The sequence below is a fragment of the Achromobacter sp. UMC46 genome (assembly GCF_014170335.1).
Taxonomy (GTDB): domain Bacteria; phylum Pseudomonadota; class Gammaproteobacteria; order Burkholderiales; family Burkholderiaceae_B; genus Achromobacter.
Genome location: NZ_LZZS01000036.1, coordinates 205189 through 226135, shown reverse-complemented (window position 1 = coordinate 226135; position 20947 = coordinate 205189). Strand labels below are relative to the sequence as shown.

Sequence of the window (20947 nt, the reverse complement as noted above, 5' to 3'; positions counted from 1 at the left end):
CGCGATGCGTGGTTGAGACACCGAGAAGATACTAGAAATCTATTGAAACACAAATAGGAATATTGTTGCAGAGGCGAAATAACCCTCTGCTATGCCCGGCTGGGGATTCAGTCCCAATCGTCGCGGTAGACGAATTTGGGCATCTGCCAATTGAAGCGCAGGGCCAGCAGGCGCAAGGCCAGGCCTACCGCCAGCGCCACGGGCACGGCGGCATTCGCCGACAGGCCCAGCGACTGGCCGCCCAGATACAGCGCCCCGGTCACGACCGACACGCTGGCGTACAGCTCCTTGCGGAACAACAGCGGCACTTCGTTGCACAGCACGTCGCGCAGCACCCCGCCGGCGCAACCGGTGATCATGCCGCTGATCAGCACCACCGTGATCGGCAACTGCATCATCTGCGCCACCTGGCAGCCGATGACGGTGAACGCCACCAGCCCCAGCGCGTCGGCCAGCAGGAACACGCTGCGCAAGCGCCGCATGACCGGCGCGATCAGCGCGGTCAGGATCGCGGCACCGCCCGTCATCCACAGGTATTCGGGGTGGATGACCCATGTCAGCGGGTAGTGGCCCAGCAGCACGTCGCGCAGCGAACCGCCGCCCAGCGCGGTCACGCAGGCGATGATGCACACGCCCATCCAGTCCATGTCGCGCCGGCCGGCCGACAACGCCGCGGTCATGGCTTCGGCCACGATGGCGACCAGGTACAGCGTGTGCAGCAGGGCAGGAGAAATATCGGAGAACATGTAGAAAGGCGGAAATAAGGGGCGGTGATCGGACCGGAACTGGAACCGGACTCAACGTCCGGCAGGCCCCATTGTATTGACCCTGACCTTGCGCAAGCCGCCATTGCCTGCAGGCGCCCCATCCCGTACGCTGGACCGTGCGTTGATATCGATCAATCCCCAAGCCGTATTGCGGCGGGACAATGGGGGCATGCCCTCAGGGGCGGCAACCGCCAGGTTGCCCGGACGCGGGAACCGGCACCCTGGCTTGAACCGGGAGATAACGTATGACACAGCAAACAGGCCCCATCCTATTGGCGACGGACCTGAGCGCGCGGGGCGACCGTGCCCTGGACCGCGCGCTTCAGCTCACCAAAGAACTCGGCACCAAGCTGATCGTCCTGCATGTCATGGAAAGCCATGCCACGCCCGCCCGCCTGACCACGCCGGTCTGGCGGCGCCTGTCGACCGACCACAAGGCCCTGGCCGAACGCGAGCTGGCTGAAGACCTGGCCGCCGCCGACGTGCCGTCCGAAGTCGTCGTCGTGTCCGGCGATCCGCTGGCGCGCATCATGGAAACCGCCGACAGCTTCGGCTGCTCGCTGATCGTCACCGGCATCGCGCGGGACGAGACGCTGGGCCGGCTGCTGCTGGGCACCACCGTCGAAAAGCTGGCCCGCCAGGCACGCCAGCCGGTGCTGGTGGTCAAGACCCGGCCGCGCAAGCCGTACCGCGACGTGCTGGTCGCCACCGATTTCTCGCCCGGCTCGCGCCAGGCCCTGCGCGCCGCGCTGCAACTGGTGCCCAACGCCGACCTGACGCTGTTCCACGCCTATGACGTGCCGTTCCAGGGCAAGAGCCTGCCCGACGACGCCATCACGCGCAGCTTCTACAAGGGCGCCGAACAAAGCGCGCGCGAATTCACGGCCGACACGCCCGAACTGTCCGGGAAGACGCCCCGGATCGTGCTGGAAGCCGGCCAGCCCGAAACCGTACTGTCGGAATACTCGTTCAACCACCGCTCCGACCTGGTTGTGACGGGCACCCACGGCCGCACCGGCATCCTGCGCACCGCCATCGGCAGCGTGGCCGAGCGGTTGCTGGAGTCTCTGCCCAGCGACGTGCTGATCGTCCGGCTGACCGATAAAGAATAAGCGGGCGGGTAAGGAAAAACGGCGTCCGATTCCGGGCGCCGTTTTTTTCGTCCGGACGAAGCGGACCCCGCGGGACGAGCCGGCCCGCCTTATGCCTGGTCGCCCTGCTTTTCCATGGTCTCGATCGTGCCGCGCAGCATCTTCAGCAGCACCAGGCCCGGCAGCGCGATCACCACCGTCACCAGGAAAAAGCCCGGCCAGCCCATGTAGCCCACCAGCGGCGGCGTCAGCGGCCCGGCCAGATAGGTGCGGCCCACCGCCGACAGCGCCGACAGCAGCGCGAACTGCGTGGCGGAGAACCGCTGGCGGCATAGCGCCATCAACAGCCCCACGAAAGACGCGGTGCCCAGCCCGCCGCACAGGTTCTCGATGCCGACACCGGTGGCCATCAGCCACAGGTTCTTGGGGCTGATGGCAATCAGCCAGTACGCCAGGTTGGACACGGCCTGCAGCAGGCCGAAGGCCATCAGCGACCGGTACAGGCCCCAACGCGACATCAGCGACCCGCCGGCCAGCGCGCCCACGATGGTGGCGGCCAGCCCCAGCACCTTGTTCACCGTGCCGACTTCGGTGGGCGTGAACCCCGCCCCGCGGATCAGGAAGGTAGTGGACAGCGCGCCCGCGAAGGCGTCGCCCAGCTTGTACAGCACGATCAGCAGCAGCACCGCCAGCGCGCCGCGCCGGGTGAAGAATTCATGCAGCGGTTCACCGACGGCCTCGCGCAGGTTGCGCGGCGCGCGGGCAACGTGTTCGGGTTCGGGCGCCAGCAGGGTGGCCACCGCGCACAGCAGCATCAGGCCGCCCATCAGCACATAGGTGTAGCCCCAGCCGATCCACTGGTCCGCCAGGATCAGCGCCAGGCCGCCCGAGGCGATCATCGCCAGGCGGTAGCCCATGACCTTGACGGCGGCGCCGGCGCCGCGTTCCTCCTTGCGCAGCACGTCCGTGCAGTAGGCGTCGAACGCGATGTCCTGCGTGGCGGACAGGAAAGCCACCAGCACGGCCAGCATGGCCAGCGGCATGAGCGCCGTCGATGGCGACAGCATGCCCATCGCCATGATGGCCAGGGCCAGCAGCAGCTGCGTCACCAGCATCCAGCCGCGGCGGCGGCCCAGCAGGGGCGGCACATACCGGTCGATCAGCGGCGCCCAAAGGAACTTGATGGTGTAGGCGGTGCCTACAAGGGTGAGGAAACCGATTTCCTGAAGCGGCACGCCTTCCACGGTGGCCCAGGCCTGCAAGGTTCCGCTGGTCAGGGCCAACGGCAGTCCGCTGGCAAAGCCCAGGACCAGCAAGGGGGCCACGCGGGGGCTGGTGTAGACGTTGGATACAGCGGTGATGACGGTCTCCTGGAACGCACCCGAGCGGCGAAACCGGCATCGCGCCGCGGGCTTGCGGCATTTTAGGGCCTGTTCGCCCGCGCCGTCAGGACGTTCGGTGTCGGAATGTCAGGGCGACGCGAAGCGGTAGACCGCCAGCGTGCTGCGCCAGCTGGGGAACAGCTTGACCTCGCGGCCTTCATTGAATGTCGCGCGTTCCAGGATGCGCACGTCCACTTCGCCCGCCAGTTGCTCGAAATCGCGCAGCGTGCACAGGTGGATGTTCGGCGTGTTGTACCACTGGTAGGGCATCTGGCCCGTCACCGGCATGCGGCCGCGCAGGATGGCCCAGCCGTGCGGCCAGTAGCCGAAGTTGGGAAACGACACGATGCCATACCGCGCCACCCGCGCCATCTCGCGCAGGATGTGTTCGGTGCGGTGCATGGACTGCAGGGTCTGCGACAGCACGACGGTATCGAACTGCTTGTCGTCGAACAGCGCCAGGCCGTCTTCCAGGTTCTGCTGGATCACCTCGACCCCGCGGCGCACGCAGGCGATGACGCAGGTGTCGTCCAGCTCGACGCCCGCGCCGCGCACCTGGCGGTGGTCGCGCAGATGCGCCAGCAGCGCGCCGTCGCCACAGCCCAGGTCCAGGACGCGGCTGCCGGGCTCGATCCATCCGGCGATGCGCGCCAGGTCGGGCCGCAGCGCGCTGTGGGCATAGCGGGGGGTCACAGGGGTCATTCGGAACGTCCTTCGGTCGGGGCGGCGGCGGCGCCAAGCCCAAGTTCGCGCGCGATCCGTTCGTAATAGCCGCGCACCACGGCATGGTAGCGCGCGTCTTCCAGCAGGAAGGCGTCGTGGCCATGCGGCGCGTCGATTTCGGCGTAGGTCACGGGGCTGGCGTTCTTCAGCAGCGCGCGCACGATCTCGCGCGAACGCTCGGGCGGGAAGCGCCAGTCCGTCGAGAACGACACCAGCAGGAAATCGGCCTTGGCCGGCGCCAGCGCGCGCGCCAGGTCGCCGCCCGTCGTGCGCGCCGGATCGAAATAGTCCAGCGCGCGCGTGATCAGCAGATAGGTGTTGGCGTCGAAATAGCGGGTGAACTTTTCGCCCTGGTATCGCAGGTACGACTCCACCTCGAACTCGACGTCGTAGCCGTAGTGGTACGCGCCGTTCTCGGCGGGCGCGCGCTGCGCGCGGCCGAATTTCTCGGCCATGTCGTCGTCGGACAGGTAGGTGATGTGGCCGATCATCCGCGCCACCGACAGGCCGCGGCGCGGCACGGTGTCTTGCGCGTAGTAGTCGCCGCCGTGGAAATCCGGGTCGGTGATGATGGCCCGGCGCGCGACTTCATTGAAGCCGATGTTCTGCGCCGACAGGCGCGGCGTGCTGGCGATCACCACGCAGTTGGCCACGCGGTCGGGCAGCGTGATGGCCCAGCTGAGCGCTTGCATGCCGCCCAGCGATCCGCCCATCACCGCCGCGAAGCGTTCGACGCCGAAGTGGTCGGCCACGCGGGCCTGCGCGCGCACCCAGTCTTCCACCGTCAGCACCGGGAACGCGGCGCCCCAGGGCGTGCCGGTGGCCGGGTTGATGCTGGCCGGGCCAGTCGAGCCGAAGCACGAGCCCAGGTTGTTGACGCCGATCACGAAGAAGATGTTGGTGTCCACCGGCTTGCCGGGGCCGACCATGTTGTCCCACCACCCCACGTCGCTGGGGTTTTGCGCCGCCTGCCCCGCCACGTGGTGCGAGGCATTGAGCGCATGGCAGATCAGGACCGCGTTGGTGCGCTGCGCGTTCAACGTGCCGTAGGTTTCCACGGCAAGTTCGTAGGCGGCCAGCGACTGGCCGCTGAGCAAGGGCAGCGGCTCATCGGAACGGATGAAGACGGGTGCGACAAGACCGACGGAACCGGGATCAACGGAGTCGGAAGTCGTGACGGTTGCGGGAACGAACCCGCTGGCCGAATCACCGGCCAAATGTTGGGCAGGAGTGGTCATACGGACCTCTTTAGCTGGATTTATTGGAAGGCGCCCGCAAGCGGATCAGGCAAATCGGCGCCGAAATATGGGTGATGCAATGGGTACTGCGAAAAGAATTCTAGCACTGCTTGCGAACGCGGCCGCAGCCCGTGCGCCGGTGGGACAATAGGCATTGCCGGCGGCGCCCCCGCCCCGACGCGGCGCGCCCCCCCTGACAGGAAGGCTATGGCTCACATCTATCTGGACGAACTTCAACACCTGGCGGCGGCCGGCCTGGCCGCCGCCGGCGCCAACCCGGCGATGGCCGACAGCACCGCCCGCGCGCTGGTCTTCGCCGAAAGCCAGGGCCTGGGTTCCCACGGCCTGTCGCGGGTGCCGTTCTACGCCGGCCACCTGCGAGCGGGCCGCGCCATCGGTTCGGCCGTGCCGCGCATCGTGCACGAGCGCGGCGGCGCGGCCCTGATCGACGCGGGCTCGGGCCTGGCCTTCCCCGCCTGCGCGATGGCGGTGGAGCAAGCCGCCGCGCGCGCCCGCGAACACGGCATCGCCTTCATCGGCGTGACCAACAGCCACCATTTCGGCGAAGCGGGCTACCACCTGGAGGCCTTGGCCGATGCCGGGCAGGTGGCGCTGGCGCTGAGCAATTCGCCGGCCGCCATGCCCGCCTGGGGCGGCAAGCGGCCGCTCTTCGGCACCAACCCCATCGCCGCGGTCTTTCCCCGCCGCAACGGCGCGCGCCTGGTGATCGACCTGTCGCTGTCCCAAGTGGCGCGCGGCAAGCTGATGATCGCCGCGCGCGACAACCAGCCTATTCCGCTGGGTTGGGCGCTGGACGCGAACGGCCAGCCCACCACCGATCCCAAGGCGGGCCTGGCGGGCAGCATGCTGCCCGCGGGCGGCGTCAAAGGCGCGATGCTGGCGCTGATCGTCGAACTGCTGGCCTGCGCATTGACGGGCGCGCACTTCGGTTTCGAGACGGAATCGTTTTTCGTCGACGCGGGCGGCCCCGCCCGGCTGGGCCAGGCGTTCATGGCGATCGACCCGGGCGCGCTGGCCGGCAACAACACCTACCTGGAACGCGTCGAAACGCTCGTCGACGCCATGCTGGACGACGACGGCGTGCGCCTGCCCGGCGACCGCCGCCGCAAGCTGCGCGACGAGGCCGTCAAACACGGCGTGGACATCCCGGACGCGCTCATGGCGCAATTGCGAACGATGGCGGGCGTGGTTTGACGCGTTCGCAGCGACACCCGCCCGGGCCTATGCCCCGGCGCGGGTGAACCACAGCATCAGCGGCGCCAACAGCAGGAACACTACGGTAGACACCAGCACCGCGCCCGCCGCGGTGTCGCCCAAAGGCGTATAGCGCTTGGCGTACATGTAGCTGACCACCGCGCAGGGCATCGCCATCTGCAGCGTCAGCGCACCCGCCAGCACGGGTTCCAGATCCAGCGCCCACACCACGGCCAGCCCTGCCGCCAGCCCGACCCCCAGCCGGATCGCCGCCACCTTGGCCCCGTCGCGCAAGCCGTTGGACGGAATCAGCGCCAGGGCGTGCCCCAGGCTCAGCAGCATCAGCGGCACCGTCACGGCGCCCAGCATGCGGGCCGTCTCGACCACCCATTCCGGTACCGGGATGTGCAGCATGCGCAGCGCCACCGCCACCACCGAGGCCAGCAGGATGGGGCTCTTCCAGCTGCCCTTGGTGTTCACGCCGGGCAGCAGCCGCACGGCGATCGTATGCATGACGAACGAATTCACCGCGAAGAACGCCACGGCCACCGACAGGCCGGCATCGCCGAACGCCAATTGCGAGATCGGCAGGCCCAGGTTGCCGGCATTAGGCAGGAATGCCGTGGGCAGCAACGTGCGCACCGGCAGCTTCCAGACCTTCAGCAGCAACGCGGCGACCCCCGCGCACAGCAGCAGCGCCAGCAGCGTGGCTGCGGCCACGTCGGCCAGCGCGCGGTCGTCCAGGTGGGTCGTGACGAAGGTATGGAACACCAGGGCCGGCGTTGTCACCGACGTCACCAGCGTGGTGATGAACGTGCCGCCGAAGGGAATGTCGCGCTTGCCCCAGAACACCCCAATGCCCACGCAGAACAGCAACGGCAGCATCAGCACGATGGCTGACAGGTAGAACTGGATGATGGCCAACATACGACTATTCCGTCAGAGATAAAGAGTTTGATGCGCCGCGGCATCAATGCTTGCCTGCCAGCCGCCGGCACCGCAGCATGGGGCACCCCCGTCAACTACAGGGCGCCCAGCCCCCCGCCGCCATGACCGCCATCCGCCGCTTGTCCGCGTACCGCCCCTTGTTGCAGGCGTCCTTGCAGGCGCCGTCCCAGCCCTTGTCCGCCCTGAATCCGGCGATCTTGCCGCTGACGTCGCTGTCGGCGCCGCCGCCCCCGAAAGCGCTGTCCGACCGCCAGGCGGCCTGCCTGTACTGGTCGGCGGCAGGCAAGACCAGCTGGGAAACCGCCCGCATCCTGGACGTCAGCGAAAGCACGGTGAACTTCCACTTGCGCAACGCCTGCGCCAAGCTTGGCGTGCGCGGCCGGCGGGCCGCGGTCGTCGCGGCGCTGCGCCAGGGCTTGCTGGATGCCGTCACGGCTTGACGGGCTTGGCCGGGTTGATCACCACCGACCGCAGGAACTCGCGCGCCCGCTCCGCCGGCAGGCTTTCCTGCGTGCCCGCGGCCACCGCTTCGATCAACATGGTGTCGGTCACCCAGACCTTGGCCTGCAACCACCCCGGCTTGCCCATGGCATTGCCGTGCACCTCGATATCCTGCCCGTAAACCGGCCATTCCGTAGGCGCCGGGGCCTGCATGTTGGCGTATAGCGACACCACAAGCGCCCTGCCCAGCGCCTGCCTGGCCACCGGGTCCGCCGCGATCTCCGGCGGCAGCGGGGCCGATCCTACCGCGAACACGGCGTCCCCCACGGTGGCGGTCGCCAGGGTAAAACGCAAGGTATGGGTATCCAGGCGCAAGTCCCGGGTGTCCGTCATGACCCGGTCCGGGAAGGCGGCGCGCACATGGCCGTCCGCCACATCGACTTCCCGCCAGTTGTAACGGGGCGAACACGCGGCCAGCACCAGCGCCAACCCCACAAAGATGCCGGCTTTCTTGAACATGAAACGAAACAGCGATGAAATCGTCATTACCCGAGGACCTGGACGGTCTATCCATTTCAAGGAATCCAGAAATTGTCGCCGATTTCCATGACCCCCGCGCCCGACGGCACCCCTTTGGCCAATTATGTCTGGCCCGCCGCCCCGAATGTGCCCCCGCCGATCACCGGCCCCGGCACGCCCAGCATCTATCTGATGCACGGCCTGAGCGAACACGCCGGGCGTTATGACCGCCTGGCCCGCTGGCTGACCGCCCGCGGCTGGGCCGTGGGCGCGCACGACCATCGCGGTCACGGGCGCTCGGGCGGCCCGGCCGCCACGCTGAGCCACCAGGAAGACCTCGTCACCGACGCCGCCGACCGCCTGCACGCCTGGACCCAGGCCCAGGGCCGCCCGCCCATCCTGCTGGCCCACAGCCTGGGCGCGCTGGTGGCGGTGCGGATCGCCTTGCGCCGCATGGCCGAGCTGGACGCCCTGGTCCTGAGTTCCCCGCCGTTCGTGGTTCACGTGCCACAGTGGGTGCGCCGCACCCTGACCTGGATGTCGCTCCATGCGCCCGACCTGCGGGTACCTCACGGCCTGGCGCCCGCCCGGATCTCACACGACCGGGCGGTGGTGAAAGCCTACCGCTCCGACCCGCTGGTCAGGCGCCGCATGACGGGCAGGTTGGCGCGTTTCGTGGACGAAGGCGGCCAGGAAGCCCTGCGCGAGGCCGGGCTGCTGCCCTGCCGCACCCTGCTGATGGTGGCGGGCGACGATTCCATCGTCGCCGCCGAAGGCAGCCGCCAGTTCGCCCAGCGCGCCCCGGCCGAATTGCTGACGCTGCGCTGGTACGACACCGCCTGGCACGAGATCTTCAACGAGACGGCCCCTATTTCCGATCCGGTTTATGCTGATCTCGACGAGTGGCTGGCCCGCACGGCGCAGGCATTGTCCCTGCGCCCTGTACTGGCTCCCTCGGCACAGGAGGCCGGCACCCCGTAAAATCCGGCGACAGACCCCAACGAGAAGAATCCGTGACTGATACCGCCGCCAACCGCCTCTCCCGCCTAGAGGCCAACCGCTCGCTGCTGACCCAGACGCTGCGAGGCATCGAGAAAGAAGGCCTGCGCGTGGACGAGCAGGGCATCCTGTCCCGCACGCCGCACCCGGCGGGCCTGGGTTCGGCGCTGACCAACGAACACGTCACCACTGACTATTCCGAGTCTCTGCTGGAACTGATCACCGGCACGCACACGGATGTGGACGCGCTGCTGGCCGAACTGGCCAATACCCACCGCCACGTCTACAGCGTGCTGGACCATGAGCTGATCTGGAACCAGTCCATGCCCGCGACGCTTCCCCCCGAAGCGGACATCCCCATCGCCTGGTACGGCAAGTCCAACACGGGCATGCTCAAGCATGTGTACCGCCGCGGGCTGGCCGAGCGCTATGGCAAGACGATGCAATGCATCGCCGGCGTGCACTACAACTTTTCGTTGGCCGAAGACCTCTGGTCCGTGCTGGATACGCAGCCGGGTTCGGTGCAAGACCGCCGTTCGCGCGGCTATATCGGGCTGATCCGAAACTTCACGCGCTATTCGTGGCTGCTGATGTACCTGTTCGGCGCGGCGCCGGCGCTGGCCAGCGATTTCCTGCGCGGCCGCGAGCACCCGCTGGAACGCCTGGGCGACCACACGCTGTACCTGCCCTACGCCACCAGCCTGCGCATGAGCGACCTGGGCTACCAGAACAAGGCCCAGTCGCAGCTCAAGCTTTGCTACAACGACCTGGATACGTTCCTGGGCCGCCTGTACGACGCCGTGACTCAACCCTGGCCCGACTACCAGAAGCTGGGCACGCATCGGAACGGGGAATGGATCCAGCTGAACACGAACGTGCTGCAGATCGAAAATGAGTACTACTCCAGCATCCGCCCCAAGCGCGCCACCGGCCGCTGCGAACGCCCCATCACGGCGCTGACCGAACGCGGCGTGCAATACGTGGAAGTGCGCTGCCTGGACATCGACCCGGATTCGCCCGTGGGCATCGACGCCAGCACCAGCCGCTTCGTCGACGCGTTCCTGCTGTTCTGCACCGCATCCGACAGCCCCTTCTTCCCCGACAACGGCTACTGTCAGCGCAGCGCCGACAACTTCTCGACCGTCGTCAAGGAAGGCCGCAAGCCGGGCCTGACGCTGGACCGCGAGGGCCAGACCGTCACGCTGACGCAGTGGGGCCATGAATTGCTGGACCAGATCGCGCCGTACGCCGCGCTGTTCGATTCCGCACTGGGCGGCAGCGCCTACGCCGAAGCGCTGGACGCGCAGCGCGCCAAGCTCGATCAGCCGGACGCCACGCCGTCGGCCCGCCTGCTGGACTCGCTCAAGCGCAGCGGCCTGTCGTTCCATGACTATTCGCTGCAGCAAAGCCGCCAGCACGCCGAGGCGCTGCGCGCGCAAGCGCTGCCCTCGGACCTGGCGGCAGCTTATGAGCAGGCGGCCGCGCAATCGACACAAGAGCAGCTTCGCATCGAACAGTCGGACACGGTGGATTTCGCCACCTACGTCGCGCGCTACCACGAGGCGCTGAAGGCCCCTCGCAAATAAGGCGTATCGTTAGGGTTTCGGTTCGCGGCGCCTACTTGACCCGGCGCCCGCAACCGCGTCTGTCAATCAGGAGGTTTTTTCCATGCGCCGCACTGCAACATTCTTGCTGGCCTTGGCAGCCAGCATGGCGGGAATCGCCCATGCCGCGCCGCCGGCCATGCAGACCGTGGAATCGGTGGACCTGAAGCGTTACGCCGGCATGTGGTACGAAATCGCGAATTTCCCCATGTTCTTCCAGCGCAACTGCGTGGGAGACACCACCGCCGAATACACCGCGCATGCCGACGGCACCGTGGGCGTGAACAACCGCTGCCGCACCAAGGACGGCGATATCGATTCGGCCTCGGGCACGGCGACCGTCGTCCCAGGCAGCAACAACGCCAAGCTTGAAGTGTCGTTCGCCAAACCGTTCAAGGGCGATTACTGGGTGATCGGCCTGGACCCGGAATACCGCTGGTCCGTCGTCGGCACGCCCGACCGCAAGTACTTGTGGATTCTGTCGCGTTCGCCGCAACTGCCCAAGGAAGAACTGGACAAGGCCCTGGCCTCGGCCAAGGCCCAGGGATACGAATTGGACGAACTGCGCTACACGCCGCAGAAATGACGCGGGCAGCCGGCACCGGTCGCCCTAGCCGGTCGCCCCTCGCCGCTCAGCCCGCGTAGTCGCGCGCCAACCGCAGCACCGTCACGCCGGGCTTCAACTGCCGCAGCGACGGCATGATCAGCGTGCAATGGTCGTAGGGCGTCACGATGGCCTGGCCATCCGCCCAACCGATCACCGAACCCGCCTGCTCCAAGGTTTCAAGCCCCGTCCAGCCTTCCGCGAATCGCAGGTCCATGGACGGCGCGACCACCGCGTCCGTCACTTCCAGCACACGCTGCGCGGCGGGATCGGGCAGCCGCCAGCCGGCAGGCACGTCCGCCGCATCGATTACCCCGGATTCCACCAGCATGCGTGCCACCATGTCGCGCGCCACGTCGCGCGAGGCCAGCTCGCCGTGGAAGCCGCATTCGATCAGCAAGGCGCAGGCGTCTTCGCGCGCCGGGTCGCCGAACTGCGCGAAGTCGCGCATGCGCACGCCGTCCTTGTGGCCCGCGTCCACGATCACGTGCTGCGGCGCCTTCAAACGGCGCGCCAGCGCGATGTTGCGCGGCAAGACGCCCGTCAACAGCAGGGGCGCGCCCGGCTCGTGCATGGAATGCAGGTCCAGCAGCCAGTCGGCGCGCTGCACCCACGGGCGCAGCGCCGCGCCGCGCTGGCGGTCCGGCGTGGTGGGGTTGTCCAAGCGCTCGGCGCTCCAGACGCGGTTCATGTCTTCGGCCACGAAGCGCGAGGCGTCGTGGTTGGCGTGGTCGAACCGGTCGAACGCGTCCAGGTTGCAGAAGGCCAGCGTCAAGCTGCCGCGGCGCGGCGTCACGCCGGCAGCCAGCAGGTCTTTCAGCGCCCAGGCGCCGCAGAGTTCGTTGCCATGCACCAGCGCGGACACCATGAGCGCCCTGCCCGGCACGCCCGAATCGAAATGCCAGACGCCCGGCGTATCGGTGTTGCCGGCGCGCTCGGCGCCGAGGTCGGGAACGGGAAGCTTGAATTCCATGATGATGTCCGCTTGTCTGCCTGGTCTTGCGATGGATGAATGCCTGGAACGGCGGGGTCCGGCTTATTGGGCCTCGATCTTCGCCGCCTTGACCAGCGCGCCGTACTTCTTCGTCTCTTCGGCCTGATACGCGGCCAGGTCGACGCCCGGCTTGGCCACTTCGCCGCCAGCGTCCTGCATCTTGGCGCGGAAGGCCTCGGACTTCAGCGTTTCGTCCAGCACGCCGCGCAGCTTGGCGACGACGGGCTCGGGCAGGCCGGCAGGGCCGTACAGCGCGAACCACAGGTTGATGTCGACGGACTCGAAGCCCGGCGTCGCGGCCAGCGGCGCGATCTCGGGTGCGGCCGGCGAGCGCTTGTTCTCGGTCAGGCCCAGCGCCACGATGTTGCCGCTGCGCACTTGCGGCAGCCCCGAAGACAGCACCAGCATGCCGTAGTCCAGCTGACCGCTCATCAGGTCCGTGACCAGCGGCGACACGCCGCGGTACGGCACGTGCTCGGCGCGGGTGCCGGTGGCCTGGTTGATCATTTCGCCGGCCAGGTGCAGCGTGGTGCCCACGCCGGACGAACCGTAGTTGAACGTGCCGGGTTCGGCGCCACGCAGCTTCTTCAGGTAATCGGCGGCGGTCTTCACGCCGGAATTCTTGCTGGCCGCCAACAACATCGGCTGCGAGGCCACCAGCCCCAGGGCGGTGAAATCCTTCGCGCTGTCGTACTTGACCGCGGTGTTGATCATGCGGGCGATCACCATTTCATTGGTGGAGCCCAGAAAGATCGTGTAGCCGTCGGGGGCTGCGCGCGCCACGCGTTGCGCGCCGATCGTGCCGCCGGCGCCGCCCACGTTTTCCACGATCACGGTCTGGCCCAGGCGCTTGCCCAGTTCTTCGCCCAGCAGGCGGGCGGTCAGGTCCAGGCTGCCGCCGGCCGGGTAGCCGACGATCAGCGACACGCTGCGGGCGGGGTAGTCGGCAGCGGACGCGGCCGGTGCGACGGCAAGGGCCGAGGCGGCACAAAGCGCAACAAGCGCTGCACGCAGCGGATGCAGAAGGGATGTCATGTTTTCTTCCTTGGGGTGCTGGGGGTGGACGGCGTTGCCGTCTCGTTTGAGGTTTAGGCCCACATTTTCATGGGCAGTGCCCGCGCCATCCGTGCCAAAACGGCACATTATGGTGCTTATCCGGCTTGACGATGGCGCCGGCGCGTCAGGCCTTGCGGTTGGCGGTAGCTTCCCAGGCCGCTTCCGCCAGGTCCGTCAGCCGGGCCCGCGGACGGTACAGGCGCACCTCGAAGGCGATCTCTTCGCTGCGCCCGCCCAGCGCGGCCAACGCGCCCCGGCGGCAATCGGCCGCCACCATGGACCACGGCAACCATGCCACGCCCACGCCCTTGGCCACGGCGCCATGCGCCGCATCCAGGGAATCGCTGCGCACGAACGGGGTCAACGCGTAAGGGGTGGCCTCCAGGCGGTCGCCGACGATGCGCTCCATCGCCAGGCCGCCCGTATACGTGATCAGCGGCACCGGCGCGCCGCCGTCCTGAAGCGTGTAGCGGGCGCGCCCGCGCGCGTCCACCTGACTGACGGGCACCAGCTTGTCGGTCGCCAGGGTCATGTAGCGGTAGCGCGCCGGACTGAGCGGCACAGACAGCGCCGGGTGCTCGTAGCAGCAGAGCAAGTCCATCTTGCCCTGCTCCAGCCGCACCACCAGGTCCTGCGCCTTGCCGGTGGACAGTTCCACCTGGGTGCCTTCGGTCAACACTTTGGGCGTGCGGTGGCGCAGCCGGGCGATCCAGTCCGCCACCAGCGTGCGGGCCAGGCTGCGGCCGGTGGCGATGCGCAGCACGGCTTCGCCGCCCGCGCCGGAACTGCGGATGCGGTGGCGCACCAGCCCCATCTGCTCGACGACTTGAGTGGCCGTCTTCAGCAGCGCTTCGCCTTCCGGCGTCAACGTGACCGGCAGGTGCTGCCGTTCGACCAGCGGCGCGCCCGCCCAGGTTTCCAGCGCGCGGATGCGCCGCCCGAATGCAGGATGCGTCACGTGGCGCAGCTCGGCCGCGCGCACGAAACTGCCGGTGCGCGCCAGCGCGATCAGGTCTTCAAGGAGTTTCAGGTCGGCCATGAGGCGCAAGCTTACGCCATCGGCCGGCCGCCGGGTCGCCGGCCGCCGGATCGCCGGCCGCCAGGATCAACGCGCGGCCAGGATCAGCCCGCGGCCAGGCCCATCATCGCCAGCGTGGCCCGGGTCAGGTCGCTGGCCGGGTCTTCCAGTTCGTTGACCAGGTCGAAGTGGTTGCAGTGCGGCGTGGGGATGCGCGTGGACGCGAGGCCCGCGGCGTTCCAGGCCGCTTCGAACGCGGCGGTCTGGTTCTTGAAACCCTGCGTCTCGCCCCCGCCCACGGCCAGCAGCATCGGGCCGGCGCGCTCCGGCAGGTTGAAGATCGGGCTCTGGTGCGCCGCCTGCTCGGGCGTCAACTGCAGCCAGGTGTTCGGCAGGATGTCGCACAGCGGCCGCAAGTCGAACAGCCCGCTCAGCGCCAGCGTGCCCTTGATGACGTCGTCCGGCACGCCATACCGGGCGGGCCAGCCGGGCGCGGCCAGCATGCCGGCCAGATGGCCGCCAGCCGAGCTGCCACCGACATACAGGCGATCGGGGTCCACGCCGTAGGCCGCCGCGTTCCGGTACAGCCACGCCACGGCAGAACGCACTTCGCGCACCACTTCGCCCAGCGTGGCTTCGGGCACCAGCGTGTACTCCAGCGTCGCGACGGCGGCGCCGGCCGCGTTGAACGCCTCGGCCATCACCGGCGCGTCTTCCTTGCGCTGGGCGCGCCAGTAGCCGCCGTGGATGAACACGAAAAGCGGCGCCGGCCCGTGCGACGCGGCAGGCAGGAACAGGTCCAGCCGTTCGTCGTGGCCCATGCCGTATCGCAGGTCCAGCACGGCGGGACGGCGCGCACGCACCCGCGCCGACGACTCGGCGTAACGCCGCACGCAGGCGTCGAAATCCGGCACCGATCCGCGGGCGTTGTATTGGACTTCGCGCTCGGCGATGGTGGGGAAGAAAAGGTCGATGTTCATGTCATGCATGGCGGGCCTGCGTGTCGGGCTGCGAAATGATCCGCTCGATGAACTGCGCGGTTTTGCGGTAGTGCGCCGCCAGCATGGCGACCGAGGCTTCGACGTCGCGCGAGATCGCGGCGTCAAGCAACTGGCGGTGCTCGTCGTCGACATTGCGCTCCGGCCCGTAGGCCGTGGCGCCGGCGCGCGCCGGACGGCGGTAGCGCTCGGTCTGCGCGTAGAGCTGCGTGGACAGGTCCAGCAGCCAATGCGACCGGCATGCGCCGATCAGCGCATGGTGGAAATCCAGATGGCGCGCTTCAAGCAGCGCTTCCAGCTCTTCGGAAGGCGGCTGCGCCTCGCCCGCGCGCTGCGCGGCCAGCGTCAACGCATGATAGGCGCCGACCAGCCGCGCTTCCCAGGCATCGTCGGCGTTGGCCAGCGACCGCCGCAGCGCATCGCAATCGATCAGGATGCGGGTTTCACAGGCGTCCCACATTTCCTCGACCGACAGGGGCGCGATGCTGAAGCCGCGCGACGTCGTGTTGATGACCATGCGTTCGCTGCGCAGGCGGTTGAGCGCCTCGCGGATCGGTGAAAAGCTGCTGCCGTAGCGTTGCTTGAGCAGTTCCAGCCGCAGGGATTGCCCGGGTGCGAAAGCGCCGCTCATGATGTCGCGCCGGAGCAGGCGGTAGACCTGCTCGGACAGCGTGATTTCCTCTACTTCGGCATTCCCGTCCGATCCGGCGTCGTCCTGGCGGGAAGCTTTGATTCTTGGCTTCAACATGCTCTCCAGATGTCGGCGGATTGCCCGCCGGCCTGCGTGCAGGCGGGTCATTCTACCTGCGTCATATCCCCAGATACCGCTGCGCCAGCTCCGGCTGCGCGGACAGCTCGGCCGGCCTGCCCGACCACGCCACCCGGCCCTTGTCCACGATGTAATGGCGGTCGACGAGCAGGGCCATTTCAGGCAGGTTCTTGTCGATGACCAGGATGGTCTGCCCTTCGCCTTTCAGGGCGCGCAGGCAGCGCCAGATCTCTTGCCGGATCAGCGGCGCCAGCCCTTCGGTGGCCTCGTCCAGGATCAGCAGCTTGGGGTTGGTCATCAGTGCGCGGCCCACGACCAGCATCTGCTGTTCACCGCCCGACAACGTGCGCGACGATTGCGCGCGGCGCTCTTTCAACCGCGGAAACAGCGCGTAGACGCGTTCCAGGTCCCAGCCGCCCGCGGCGGCACGCGCCGTGGCCACCAGGTTTTCTTGCACCGAAAGCGAACCGAACACGCGCCGCCCTTCGGGCACCAGGCCCACGCCCAGCCGCGCCACGGTGCTGGGCGCGGCCTTCCCCAGCGTCTGGCCGCGGAACTGCACCGTGCCGCCGGTCGCGGGCAGCATGCCCATCAGCGTCTTGATGGTAGTGGTCTTGCCCATGCCGTTGCGGCCGATCAGCGAGATCACTTCGCCTTCGCTGGCCTCGAACGACATGCCGAACAGCACTTTGCTGGACCCGTAGCCGCCGGTCAGCCCGTCAACCTTCAACATGCTCTTCTCCCAGATAGGCCGCGCGCACCTCTGGATGGCGGCGCACCTCGTCCGGCGTGCCGCTGAACACCACGCGGCCGTAGACCAGCACGCTGATGCGGTCGGCCAGGGCGAAGACGGCGTCCATGTCATGTTCGACCAGCAAGATGCCGTAGTCGCCTTTCATGCCTTGCAGCAACCGCGTCATGCGCGCCGATTCCTCGGGCCCCATGCCGGCCATCGGCTCGTCCAGCAGCAGCAGCCGCGGCGACCGCGCCAACGCCACCGCCAGCTCCAGTTGCCGCTTCTCGCCGTGCGCCAGGTCCGCCGACCGCACATGGCGGCGGTCTTGCAGGCCTACATGCGCCAGCCACTGCATCGCATCGGCCTTCAGCGCCTCGTCATGGCGCGGATTGGTCCAGGCCTGGAAGGCCCGCCCCCCCTTGAGCATGCGCGACAGGATCACGTTTTCCAACGCGGTGTACTCGTGGCAAAGCTCGGTGATCTGGAACGACCGGCCTAGCCCGAGGCGCGCGCGCTCGAAAGCGCGCAGCGCCGTGACGTCCTGGCCGTTCAGGTGGATGCTGCCCGAGTCCGGCCGGATTTCGCCGCAGATCTGCGCGATCAGCGTCGACTTGCCGGCGCCATTGGGGCCGATGATGGCGTGGATCTCGCCCGCCCGCACATCCAGGTCCACGCCGTTGGTGGCGACCACCGCGTCAAAGGCCTTGCGCAGCTGCGTCAGCCGCAAAAGAACGGTGCTTTCGTCAGTCGGCATGACGCGTCTCCAGCAGTTTCCCGAACAGGCCTTTCTGGCCCCACAACACCACCAGCACCAGGATCGGCCCCATGTACAGCAGCCAGTGCTCGGTCAGGGACGACAGCATCTGCTCCAGCCCCAGGAACACCGCCGCGCCCGCGATCGGCCCCAGCAACGTGCCCACGCCGCCCAGGATCACGATCGCCATCAGTTCGCCGGACTTGGTCCACGCGGCCATGTCAGGCGTGACCAGCCCCGCATAGTTGGCCCACAGCACCCCGGCCAGGCCCGTGCCCACGGCGGACAGCACAAAGGCGATCAGCCGGTACGGCGTCGGTGCCACGCCCAGGTTCACCGCGCGCCGTTCGCTCTGGCGCAGCGCTTGCAGCACCATGCCGAAGCGCGAATTGGTGACACGGATACAGAACAACGTCCACGCCGTCAGCACCGCCAGGCACACGTAATAGAACACCGTCGGGCTTTCCAGATTGATGCCCGGCAGCACGTTGCGCTGCGGGATCATCAGCCCGTCGTCGCCGCCATAGAACTGCAGCGACACCAGCACGAAATACACCATCTGGCCGAACGCCAGCGTGATCATGATGAACTGCACGCCGCGCGTGCGCAGCGCCAGGTAGCCGAAGATCCAGCCGGCCAGCGCGCAGACGGCAAGCGCGATCGGCCACACCACCAGCGCCGCGTTGCTGCCCGCCCAGCCGAAGATCGGCCCGGCCTCGGCGGTATGGAAGGCGATGATGCCCACCGCGTAGCCGCCTAATCCGAAGAACATGGCATGGCCGAAACTGACCATGGCGCCGTACCCGATCACCAGGTCCAGGCTGACCGCCGCCAGCCCGTAGATCAGAAAGCGCGTCACCACGCCGATCAGGAACGGCGAGCCCGAGGCCAGCGCCGCGGCCGGCAGCAGGATCAGCACCACCAGGCCGCCCAAGCCCCATCGGGCGCGATTCGAAAGTGTCTTTGCCATCATCATCCCCGCGCCGGAAACAAGCCGCCCGGCCTGGCGATCAGCACGATCGCCATCAGCACATAGATACTGGCCGACGCCATGCCCGCCGCCAGGGGGTCCGCGGTGGCAGGCGAAAACACCGTGGACAGCAGCTGCGGCAGGAAGGCCCGCCCCAGGCTGTCCACCATGCCCACCAGCAAGGCACCCGCCAGGGCGCCGCGCACGGAACCCACGCCGCCGATCACGATGACCACGAAGGTGGTGATCAGGATACGTTCGCCCATGCCGATCTCGACCGCCAGCAACGGCGCGGCCATCACGCCCGCCAGCCCGCACAGCACGGCACCCAGGCCGAACACCAGCGTGTAGAGTTTGCGGATGTCGACGCCCAGCGCGTCCACCATTTCGCGGTCGTCGGCGCCCGCGCGGATCAGCATGCCGATGCGCGTGCGGTTGACCAGCCACCACAGGCCCACCGCCACCAGCGCGCCGATCGCGATGAACGACAGGCGGATCACCGGATACTGGAAGCCTGGCGCCAGCGTCACGGCGCCTTCGAGAAACGGCGGGATGCCCACCAGCGGCGGACGCCGGCCGAAGATCAGGCTGACCGCTTCGTTGGAGAACAGCAGCAACCCGAAGGTGGCCAGCACCTGGTACAGGTGGTCGCGCTTGTAGAGCTTGCGGATCACCAGCACTTCGACCGACACGCCGTACAGGCCCGCACCCATCAACGCGGCCAGCACGCCCGCCAGGAAGGACCCGGTGGTGCCGATGGCGTAGGCCGCGCAATAGGCGCCCACCATGTAGAAAGACCCATGCGTCAGGTTCACGACGCCCATGATCCCGAAGATCAGCGTCAGTCCGGCCGCCAGCATGAAAAGCATGGCGCCGAACTGCAAGCCGTTCAGCAACTGTTCGAACAGAAGCGTCATGATGGCATCTTGCAGAATTGGGCGTAGGCGTCCTTATCGTCGGACACCAGCTTGCGCACAAGGTGCGGCGACAAGGTGCCGGCGCTGTCCTTCTCGATGCGCATCAGGTAGAGGTCCTGGACGGGATGCTGGTTGGTGTTCATGCTGAACTTGCCGCGCAAGGACGTGAAATCGGGCTTGCGCAGCGCCGCGCGGAATTCCGCCGCTTTCGACAGGTCGCCGCCCGTGGCCTTCAGGCCTTCGCCGATCAGGCGGGCGGTGTCGTACGCCTGCATCGCATAGTCGGTCGGCACGCGGCCGTAGGCGTCCTTGAACGCCTTCACGAATGCCTTGGACTGCGGGTTGTCGAAGTCCTGCGACCAGATGCCGGTGGTGTACGACCCGGCCGACGCGTCGCCCGTCGCCTGGATCATGCGCGCATCCATCGAGAAGCTGGGCATCAGCATCGGAATGGTCTTGTTCAGCCCGGCCGCCGCGTATTGCTTGACGAAGTTGATGCCGGTGCCGCCCGGGTGGAACTGGTAGATGGCTTCGGGCGCCAGCGAGCGCACGCGCGCCAGTTCCACCGAGAAGTCGGACTGGTCCAGCTTGGTGTAGATCTCGGCCACCACCTCGCCCTTGTAGGTGCGCTTGAAGCCTTCGATCGCGTCGCGGCCGGCCTGGTAGTTGGGCGCCAGCAGCACCACGCGCTTGTAGCCCAGCTCGTTGGCGGCCACGCCGCCCGCCGTGTGGAACGCGTCGTTCTGATAGGACGCCACGAAATAGTTGGGGTCGCACTTTTCACCCGCGAAGTTCGACGGGCCGGGATTCAGGCTGACGTAGAAGGCGCCCGACTTCACCACGCTGGGCACGACGGCGGCCAGCACGTTCGAGAAGTTCACGCCGGTAAAGAGCTTCACGCCCGATTGCAGCAGGCGGTCGGCCGCCTGCTTGGCGTTGGCCGGCTTCAGGCCGTCGTCTTCGATGACGAGCTGCACCGGCACGCCGCCCAGCTTGCCGTCGCCTTGCTTGATGGCCAGATTGAACGCGTCGCGCTCGTCTTCGCCGATGTAGCCCGCCGGCGTGGACAAGGTGGCGATGAAGCCGATCTTGACGGGCTCCGCCGCCTGCGCCGCGCCCATGGCGGCCATCGCGCCCACTGCGGCGGACAACGCGGCGGCCGTGCGACCCATTTTCTGTTTCTTGATCATGTTTTTCCCCTTGA

22 protein-coding genes and 1 riboswitch are annotated in these 20947 nt (G+C 67.8%); of the genes, 6 read left to right on the top strand and 16 right to left on the bottom strand.

Annotated features, from left to right (window positions below):
- Positions 1–107: 107 nt before the first annotated feature.
- Positions 108–746 carry a trimeric intracellular cation channel family protein gene (locus tag A9973_RS26415; protein WP_183016578.1) on the bottom strand — a complete coding sequence of 213 codons (639 nt, stop codon included), beginning with the start codon at positions 744–746 and terminating at the stop codon, positions 108–110.
- Between the two features lie 266 nt (positions 747–1012).
- Here A9973_RS26415 and A9973_RS26410 point away from each other — a divergent pair, with 266 nt between their 5' ends.
- Positions 1013–1879 carry a universal stress protein gene (locus tag A9973_RS26410; RefSeq protein ID WP_183016577.1) on the top strand — a complete coding sequence of 289 codons (867 nt, stop codon included), beginning with the start codon at positions 1013–1015 and terminating at the stop codon, positions 1877–1879.
- Between the two features lie 89 nt (positions 1880–1968).
- Here A9973_RS26410 and A9973_RS26405 read toward each other — a convergent pair whose 3' ends face one another.
- The 3 genes from A9973_RS26405 to A9973_RS26395 form a co-directional block, all read right to left on the bottom strand.
- On the bottom strand, positions 1969–3219 hold the full coding sequence (locus tag A9973_RS26405) for a muropeptide transporter (RefSeq protein ID WP_183016700.1): 1251 nt from the start codon (positions 3217–3219) through the stop codon (positions 1969–1971).
- Positions 3220–3327: 108 nt separating this feature from the next.
- Positions 3328–3942, bottom strand: a complete 615-nt coding sequence (gene metW / locus A9973_RS26400; protein ID WP_183016576.1) for a methionine biosynthesis protein MetW — start codon at positions 3940–3942, stop codon at positions 3328–3330.
- Complete coding sequence (locus tag A9973_RS26395) at positions 3939–5201, bottom strand: homoserine O-acetyltransferase (protein WP_183016575.1); 1263 nt, start codon at positions 5199–5201, stop codon at positions 3939–3941. Before A9973_RS26395 ends, metW begins: the two co-directional genes overlap by 4 nt.
- A riboswitch (SAM riboswitch) is annotated at positions 5191–5272 on the bottom strand. (Overlaps the previous gene by 11 nt.)
- Before the next feature lie 136 nt (positions 5273–5408).
- Here A9973_RS26395 and A9973_RS26390 point away from each other — a divergent pair.
- Positions 5409–6416 (top strand): Ldh family oxidoreductase, encoded by a 1008-nt coding sequence (locus tag A9973_RS26390; RefSeq protein ID WP_183016574.1) that lies wholly within the window; start codon positions 5409–5411, stop codon positions 6414–6416.
- A 27-nt stretch (positions 6417–6443) separates the two neighbouring features.
- Here the strand turns inward: A9973_RS26390 and A9973_RS26385 are convergent, their stop codons facing one another.
- Positions 6444–7343 (bottom strand): AEC family transporter, encoded by a 900-nt coding sequence (locus tag A9973_RS26385; RefSeq protein WP_183016573.1) that lies wholly within the window; start codon positions 7341–7343, stop codon positions 6444–6446.
- Positions 7344–7576: 233 nt separating this feature from the next.
- Between A9973_RS26385 and A9973_RS31395 the strand changes: the two genes are divergently transcribed.
- Entirely contained in the window at positions 7577–7804 is a 228-nt protein-coding gene (locus tag A9973_RS31395) for a helix-turn-helix domain-containing protein (protein ID WP_183016699.1), read from the top strand.
- Here A9973_RS31395 and A9973_RS26375 read toward each other — a convergent pair.
- Complete coding sequence (locus A9973_RS26375) at positions 7794–8351, bottom strand: hypothetical protein (RefSeq protein WP_183016572.1); 558 nt, start codon at positions 8349–8351, stop codon at positions 7794–7796. The genes A9973_RS31395 and A9973_RS26375 overlap by 11 nt on opposite strands.
- 60 nt (positions 8352–8411) lie before the next feature.
- On the opposite strand from A9973_RS26375, the gene A9973_RS26370 reads away from it, so the two are divergent.
- The 3 genes from A9973_RS26370 (at position 8412) to A9973_RS26360 (ending at position 11513) form a co-directional block, all read left to right on the top strand.
- Positions 8412–9305 (top strand): alpha/beta hydrolase, encoded by an 894-nt coding sequence (locus A9973_RS26370; protein ID WP_183016571.1) that lies wholly within the window; start codon positions 8412–8414, stop codon positions 9303–9305.
- A 32-nt stretch (positions 9306–9337) separates the two neighbouring features.
- Complete coding sequence (gene gshA / locus A9973_RS26365) at positions 9338–10909, top strand: glutamate--cysteine ligase (protein WP_183016570.1); 1572 nt, start codon at positions 9338–9340, stop codon at positions 10907–10909.
- Positions 10910–10991: 82 nt separating this feature from the next.
- On the top strand, positions 10992–11513 hold the full coding sequence (locus A9973_RS26360) for a lipocalin family protein (RefSeq protein ID WP_183016569.1): 522 nt from the start codon (positions 10992–10994) through the stop codon (positions 11511–11513).
- 46 nt (positions 11514–11559) lie between these two features.
- Here the strand turns inward: A9973_RS26360 and A9973_RS26355 are convergent, their stop codons facing one another.
- From A9973_RS26355 to A9973_RS26310, 10 genes are all read right to left on the bottom strand, one after another.
- Positions 11560–12504: a succinylglutamate desuccinylase/aspartoacylase family protein gene (locus tag A9973_RS26355; RefSeq protein WP_183016568.1), complete on the bottom strand. Its 945-nt coding sequence runs from the start codon at positions 12502–12504 to the stop codon at positions 11560–11562.
- A gap of 63 nt (positions 12505–12567) precedes the next feature.
- Positions 12568–13560: a tripartite tricarboxylate transporter substrate binding protein gene (locus tag A9973_RS26350; protein WP_183016567.1), complete on the bottom strand. Its 993-nt coding sequence runs from the start codon at positions 13558–13560 to the stop codon at positions 12568–12570.
- Positions 13561–13705: 145 nt separating this feature from the next.
- On the bottom strand, positions 13706–14620 hold the full coding sequence (locus A9973_RS26345; protein WP_183016566.1) for a LysR family transcriptional regulator: 915 nt from the start codon (positions 14618–14620) through the stop codon (positions 13706–13708).
- An 83-nt stretch (positions 14621–14703) separates the two neighbouring features.
- Positions 14704–15588, bottom strand: a complete 885-nt coding sequence (locus A9973_RS26340) for an alpha/beta hydrolase (RefSeq protein WP_183016565.1) — start codon at positions 15586–15588, stop codon at positions 14704–14706.
- A complete protein-coding gene (locus tag A9973_RS26335) occupies positions 15581–16342 on the bottom strand; it encodes a GntR family transcriptional regulator (protein WP_183016698.1) in 762 nt (253 codons plus the stop codon). Before A9973_RS26335 ends, A9973_RS26340 begins: the two co-directional genes overlap by 8 nt.
- Positions 16343–16406: 64 nt before the next feature.
- Positions 16407–17099: an ABC transporter ATP-binding protein gene (locus A9973_RS26330; RefSeq protein ID WP_183016564.1), complete on the bottom strand. Its 693-nt coding sequence runs from the start codon at positions 17097–17099 to the stop codon at positions 16407–16409.
- Positions 17086–17856, bottom strand: a complete 771-nt coding sequence (locus A9973_RS26325) for an ABC transporter ATP-binding protein (protein WP_183016563.1) — start codon at positions 17854–17856, stop codon at positions 17086–17088. The genes A9973_RS26330 and A9973_RS26325 overlap by 14 nt, the downstream gene beginning before the upstream one ends.
- Positions 17846–18832 (bottom strand): branched-chain amino acid ABC transporter permease, encoded by a 987-nt coding sequence (locus A9973_RS26320; protein ID WP_183016562.1) that lies wholly within the window; start codon positions 18830–18832, stop codon positions 17846–17848. Before A9973_RS26320 ends, A9973_RS26325 begins: the two co-directional genes overlap by 11 nt.
- Positions 18829–19743: a branched-chain amino acid ABC transporter permease gene (locus A9973_RS26315; RefSeq protein WP_183016561.1), complete on the bottom strand. Its 915-nt coding sequence runs from the start codon at positions 19741–19743 to the stop codon at positions 18829–18831. Before A9973_RS26315 ends, A9973_RS26320 begins: the two co-directional genes overlap by 4 nt.
- A complete protein-coding gene (locus A9973_RS26310) occupies positions 19740–20933 on the bottom strand; it encodes an ABC transporter substrate-binding protein (protein ID WP_183016560.1) in 1194 nt (397 codons plus the stop codon). Before A9973_RS26310 ends, A9973_RS26315 begins: the two co-directional genes overlap by 4 nt.
- Positions 20934–20947: the final 14 nt, after the last annotated feature.

Bases quoted from the DNA above. Each gene is read 5' to 3' on its own strand.
- A9973_RS26415 (WP_183016578.1), bottom strand. From the start codon at position 746: ATGTTCTCCGATATTTCTCCTGCCCTGCTGCACACGCTGTACCTGGTC.
- A9973_RS26410 (WP_183016577.1), top strand. From the start codon at position 1,013: ATGACACAGCAAACAGGCCCCATCCTATTGGCGACGGACCTGAGCGCG.
- metW (WP_183016576.1), bottom strand. From the start codon at position 3,942: ATGACCCCTGTGACCCCCCGCTATGCCCACAGCGCGCTGCGGCCCGAC.
- A9973_RS26395 (WP_183016575.1), bottom strand. From the start codon at position 5,201: ATGACCACTCCTGCCCAACATTTGGCCGGTGATTCGGCCAGCGGGTTC.
- A9973_RS26390 (WP_183016574.1), top strand. From the start codon at position 5,409: ATGGCTCACATCTATCTGGACGAACTTCAACACCTGGCGGCGGCCGGC.
- A9973_RS26385 (WP_183016573.1), bottom strand. From the start codon at position 7,343: ATGTTGGCCATCATCCAGTTCTACCTGTCAGCCATCGTGCTGATGCTG.
- A9973_RS26375 (WP_183016572.1), bottom strand. From the start codon at position 8,351: ATGACGATTTCATCGCTGTTTCGTTTCATGTTCAAGAAAGCCGGCATC.
- A9973_RS26370 (WP_183016571.1), top strand. From the start codon at position 8,412: ATGACCCCCGCGCCCGACGGCACCCCTTTGGCCAATTATGTCTGGCCC.
- A9973_RS26360 (WP_183016569.1), top strand. From the start codon at position 10,992: ATGCGCCGCACTGCAACATTCTTGCTGGCCTTGGCAGCCAGCATGGCG.
- A9973_RS26355 (WP_183016568.1), bottom strand. From the start codon at position 12,504: ATGGAATTCAAGCTTCCCGTTCCCGACCTCGGCGCCGAGCGCGCCGGC.
- A9973_RS26350 (WP_183016567.1), bottom strand. From the start codon at position 13,560: ATGACATCCCTTCTGCATCCGCTGCGTGCAGCGCTTGTTGCGCTTTGT.
- A9973_RS26345 (WP_183016566.1), bottom strand. From the start codon at position 14,620: ATGGCCGACCTGAAACTCCTTGAAGACCTGATCGCGCTGGCGCGCACC.
- A9973_RS26340 (WP_183016565.1), bottom strand. From the start codon at position 15,588: ATGCATGACATGAACATCGACCTTTTCTTCCCCACCATCGCCGAGCGC.
- A9973_RS26330 (WP_183016564.1), bottom strand. From the start codon at position 17,099: ATGTTGAAGGTTGACGGGCTGACCGGCGGCTACGGGTCCAGCAAAGTG.
- A9973_RS26325 (WP_183016563.1), bottom strand. From the start codon at position 17,856: ATGCCGACTGACGAAAGCACCGTTCTTTTGCGGCTGACGCAGCTGCGC.
- A9973_RS26320 (WP_183016562.1), bottom strand. From the start codon at position 18,832: ATGATGATGGCAAAGACACTTTCGAATCGCGCCCGATGGGGCTTGGGC.
- A9973_RS26315 (WP_183016561.1), bottom strand. From the start codon at position 19,743: ATGACGCTTCTGTTCGAACAGTTGCTGAACGGCTTGCAGTTCGGCGCC.
- A9973_RS26310 (WP_183016560.1), bottom strand. From the start codon at position 20,933: ATGATCAAGAAACAGAAAATGGGTCGCACGGCCGCCGCGTTGTCCGCC.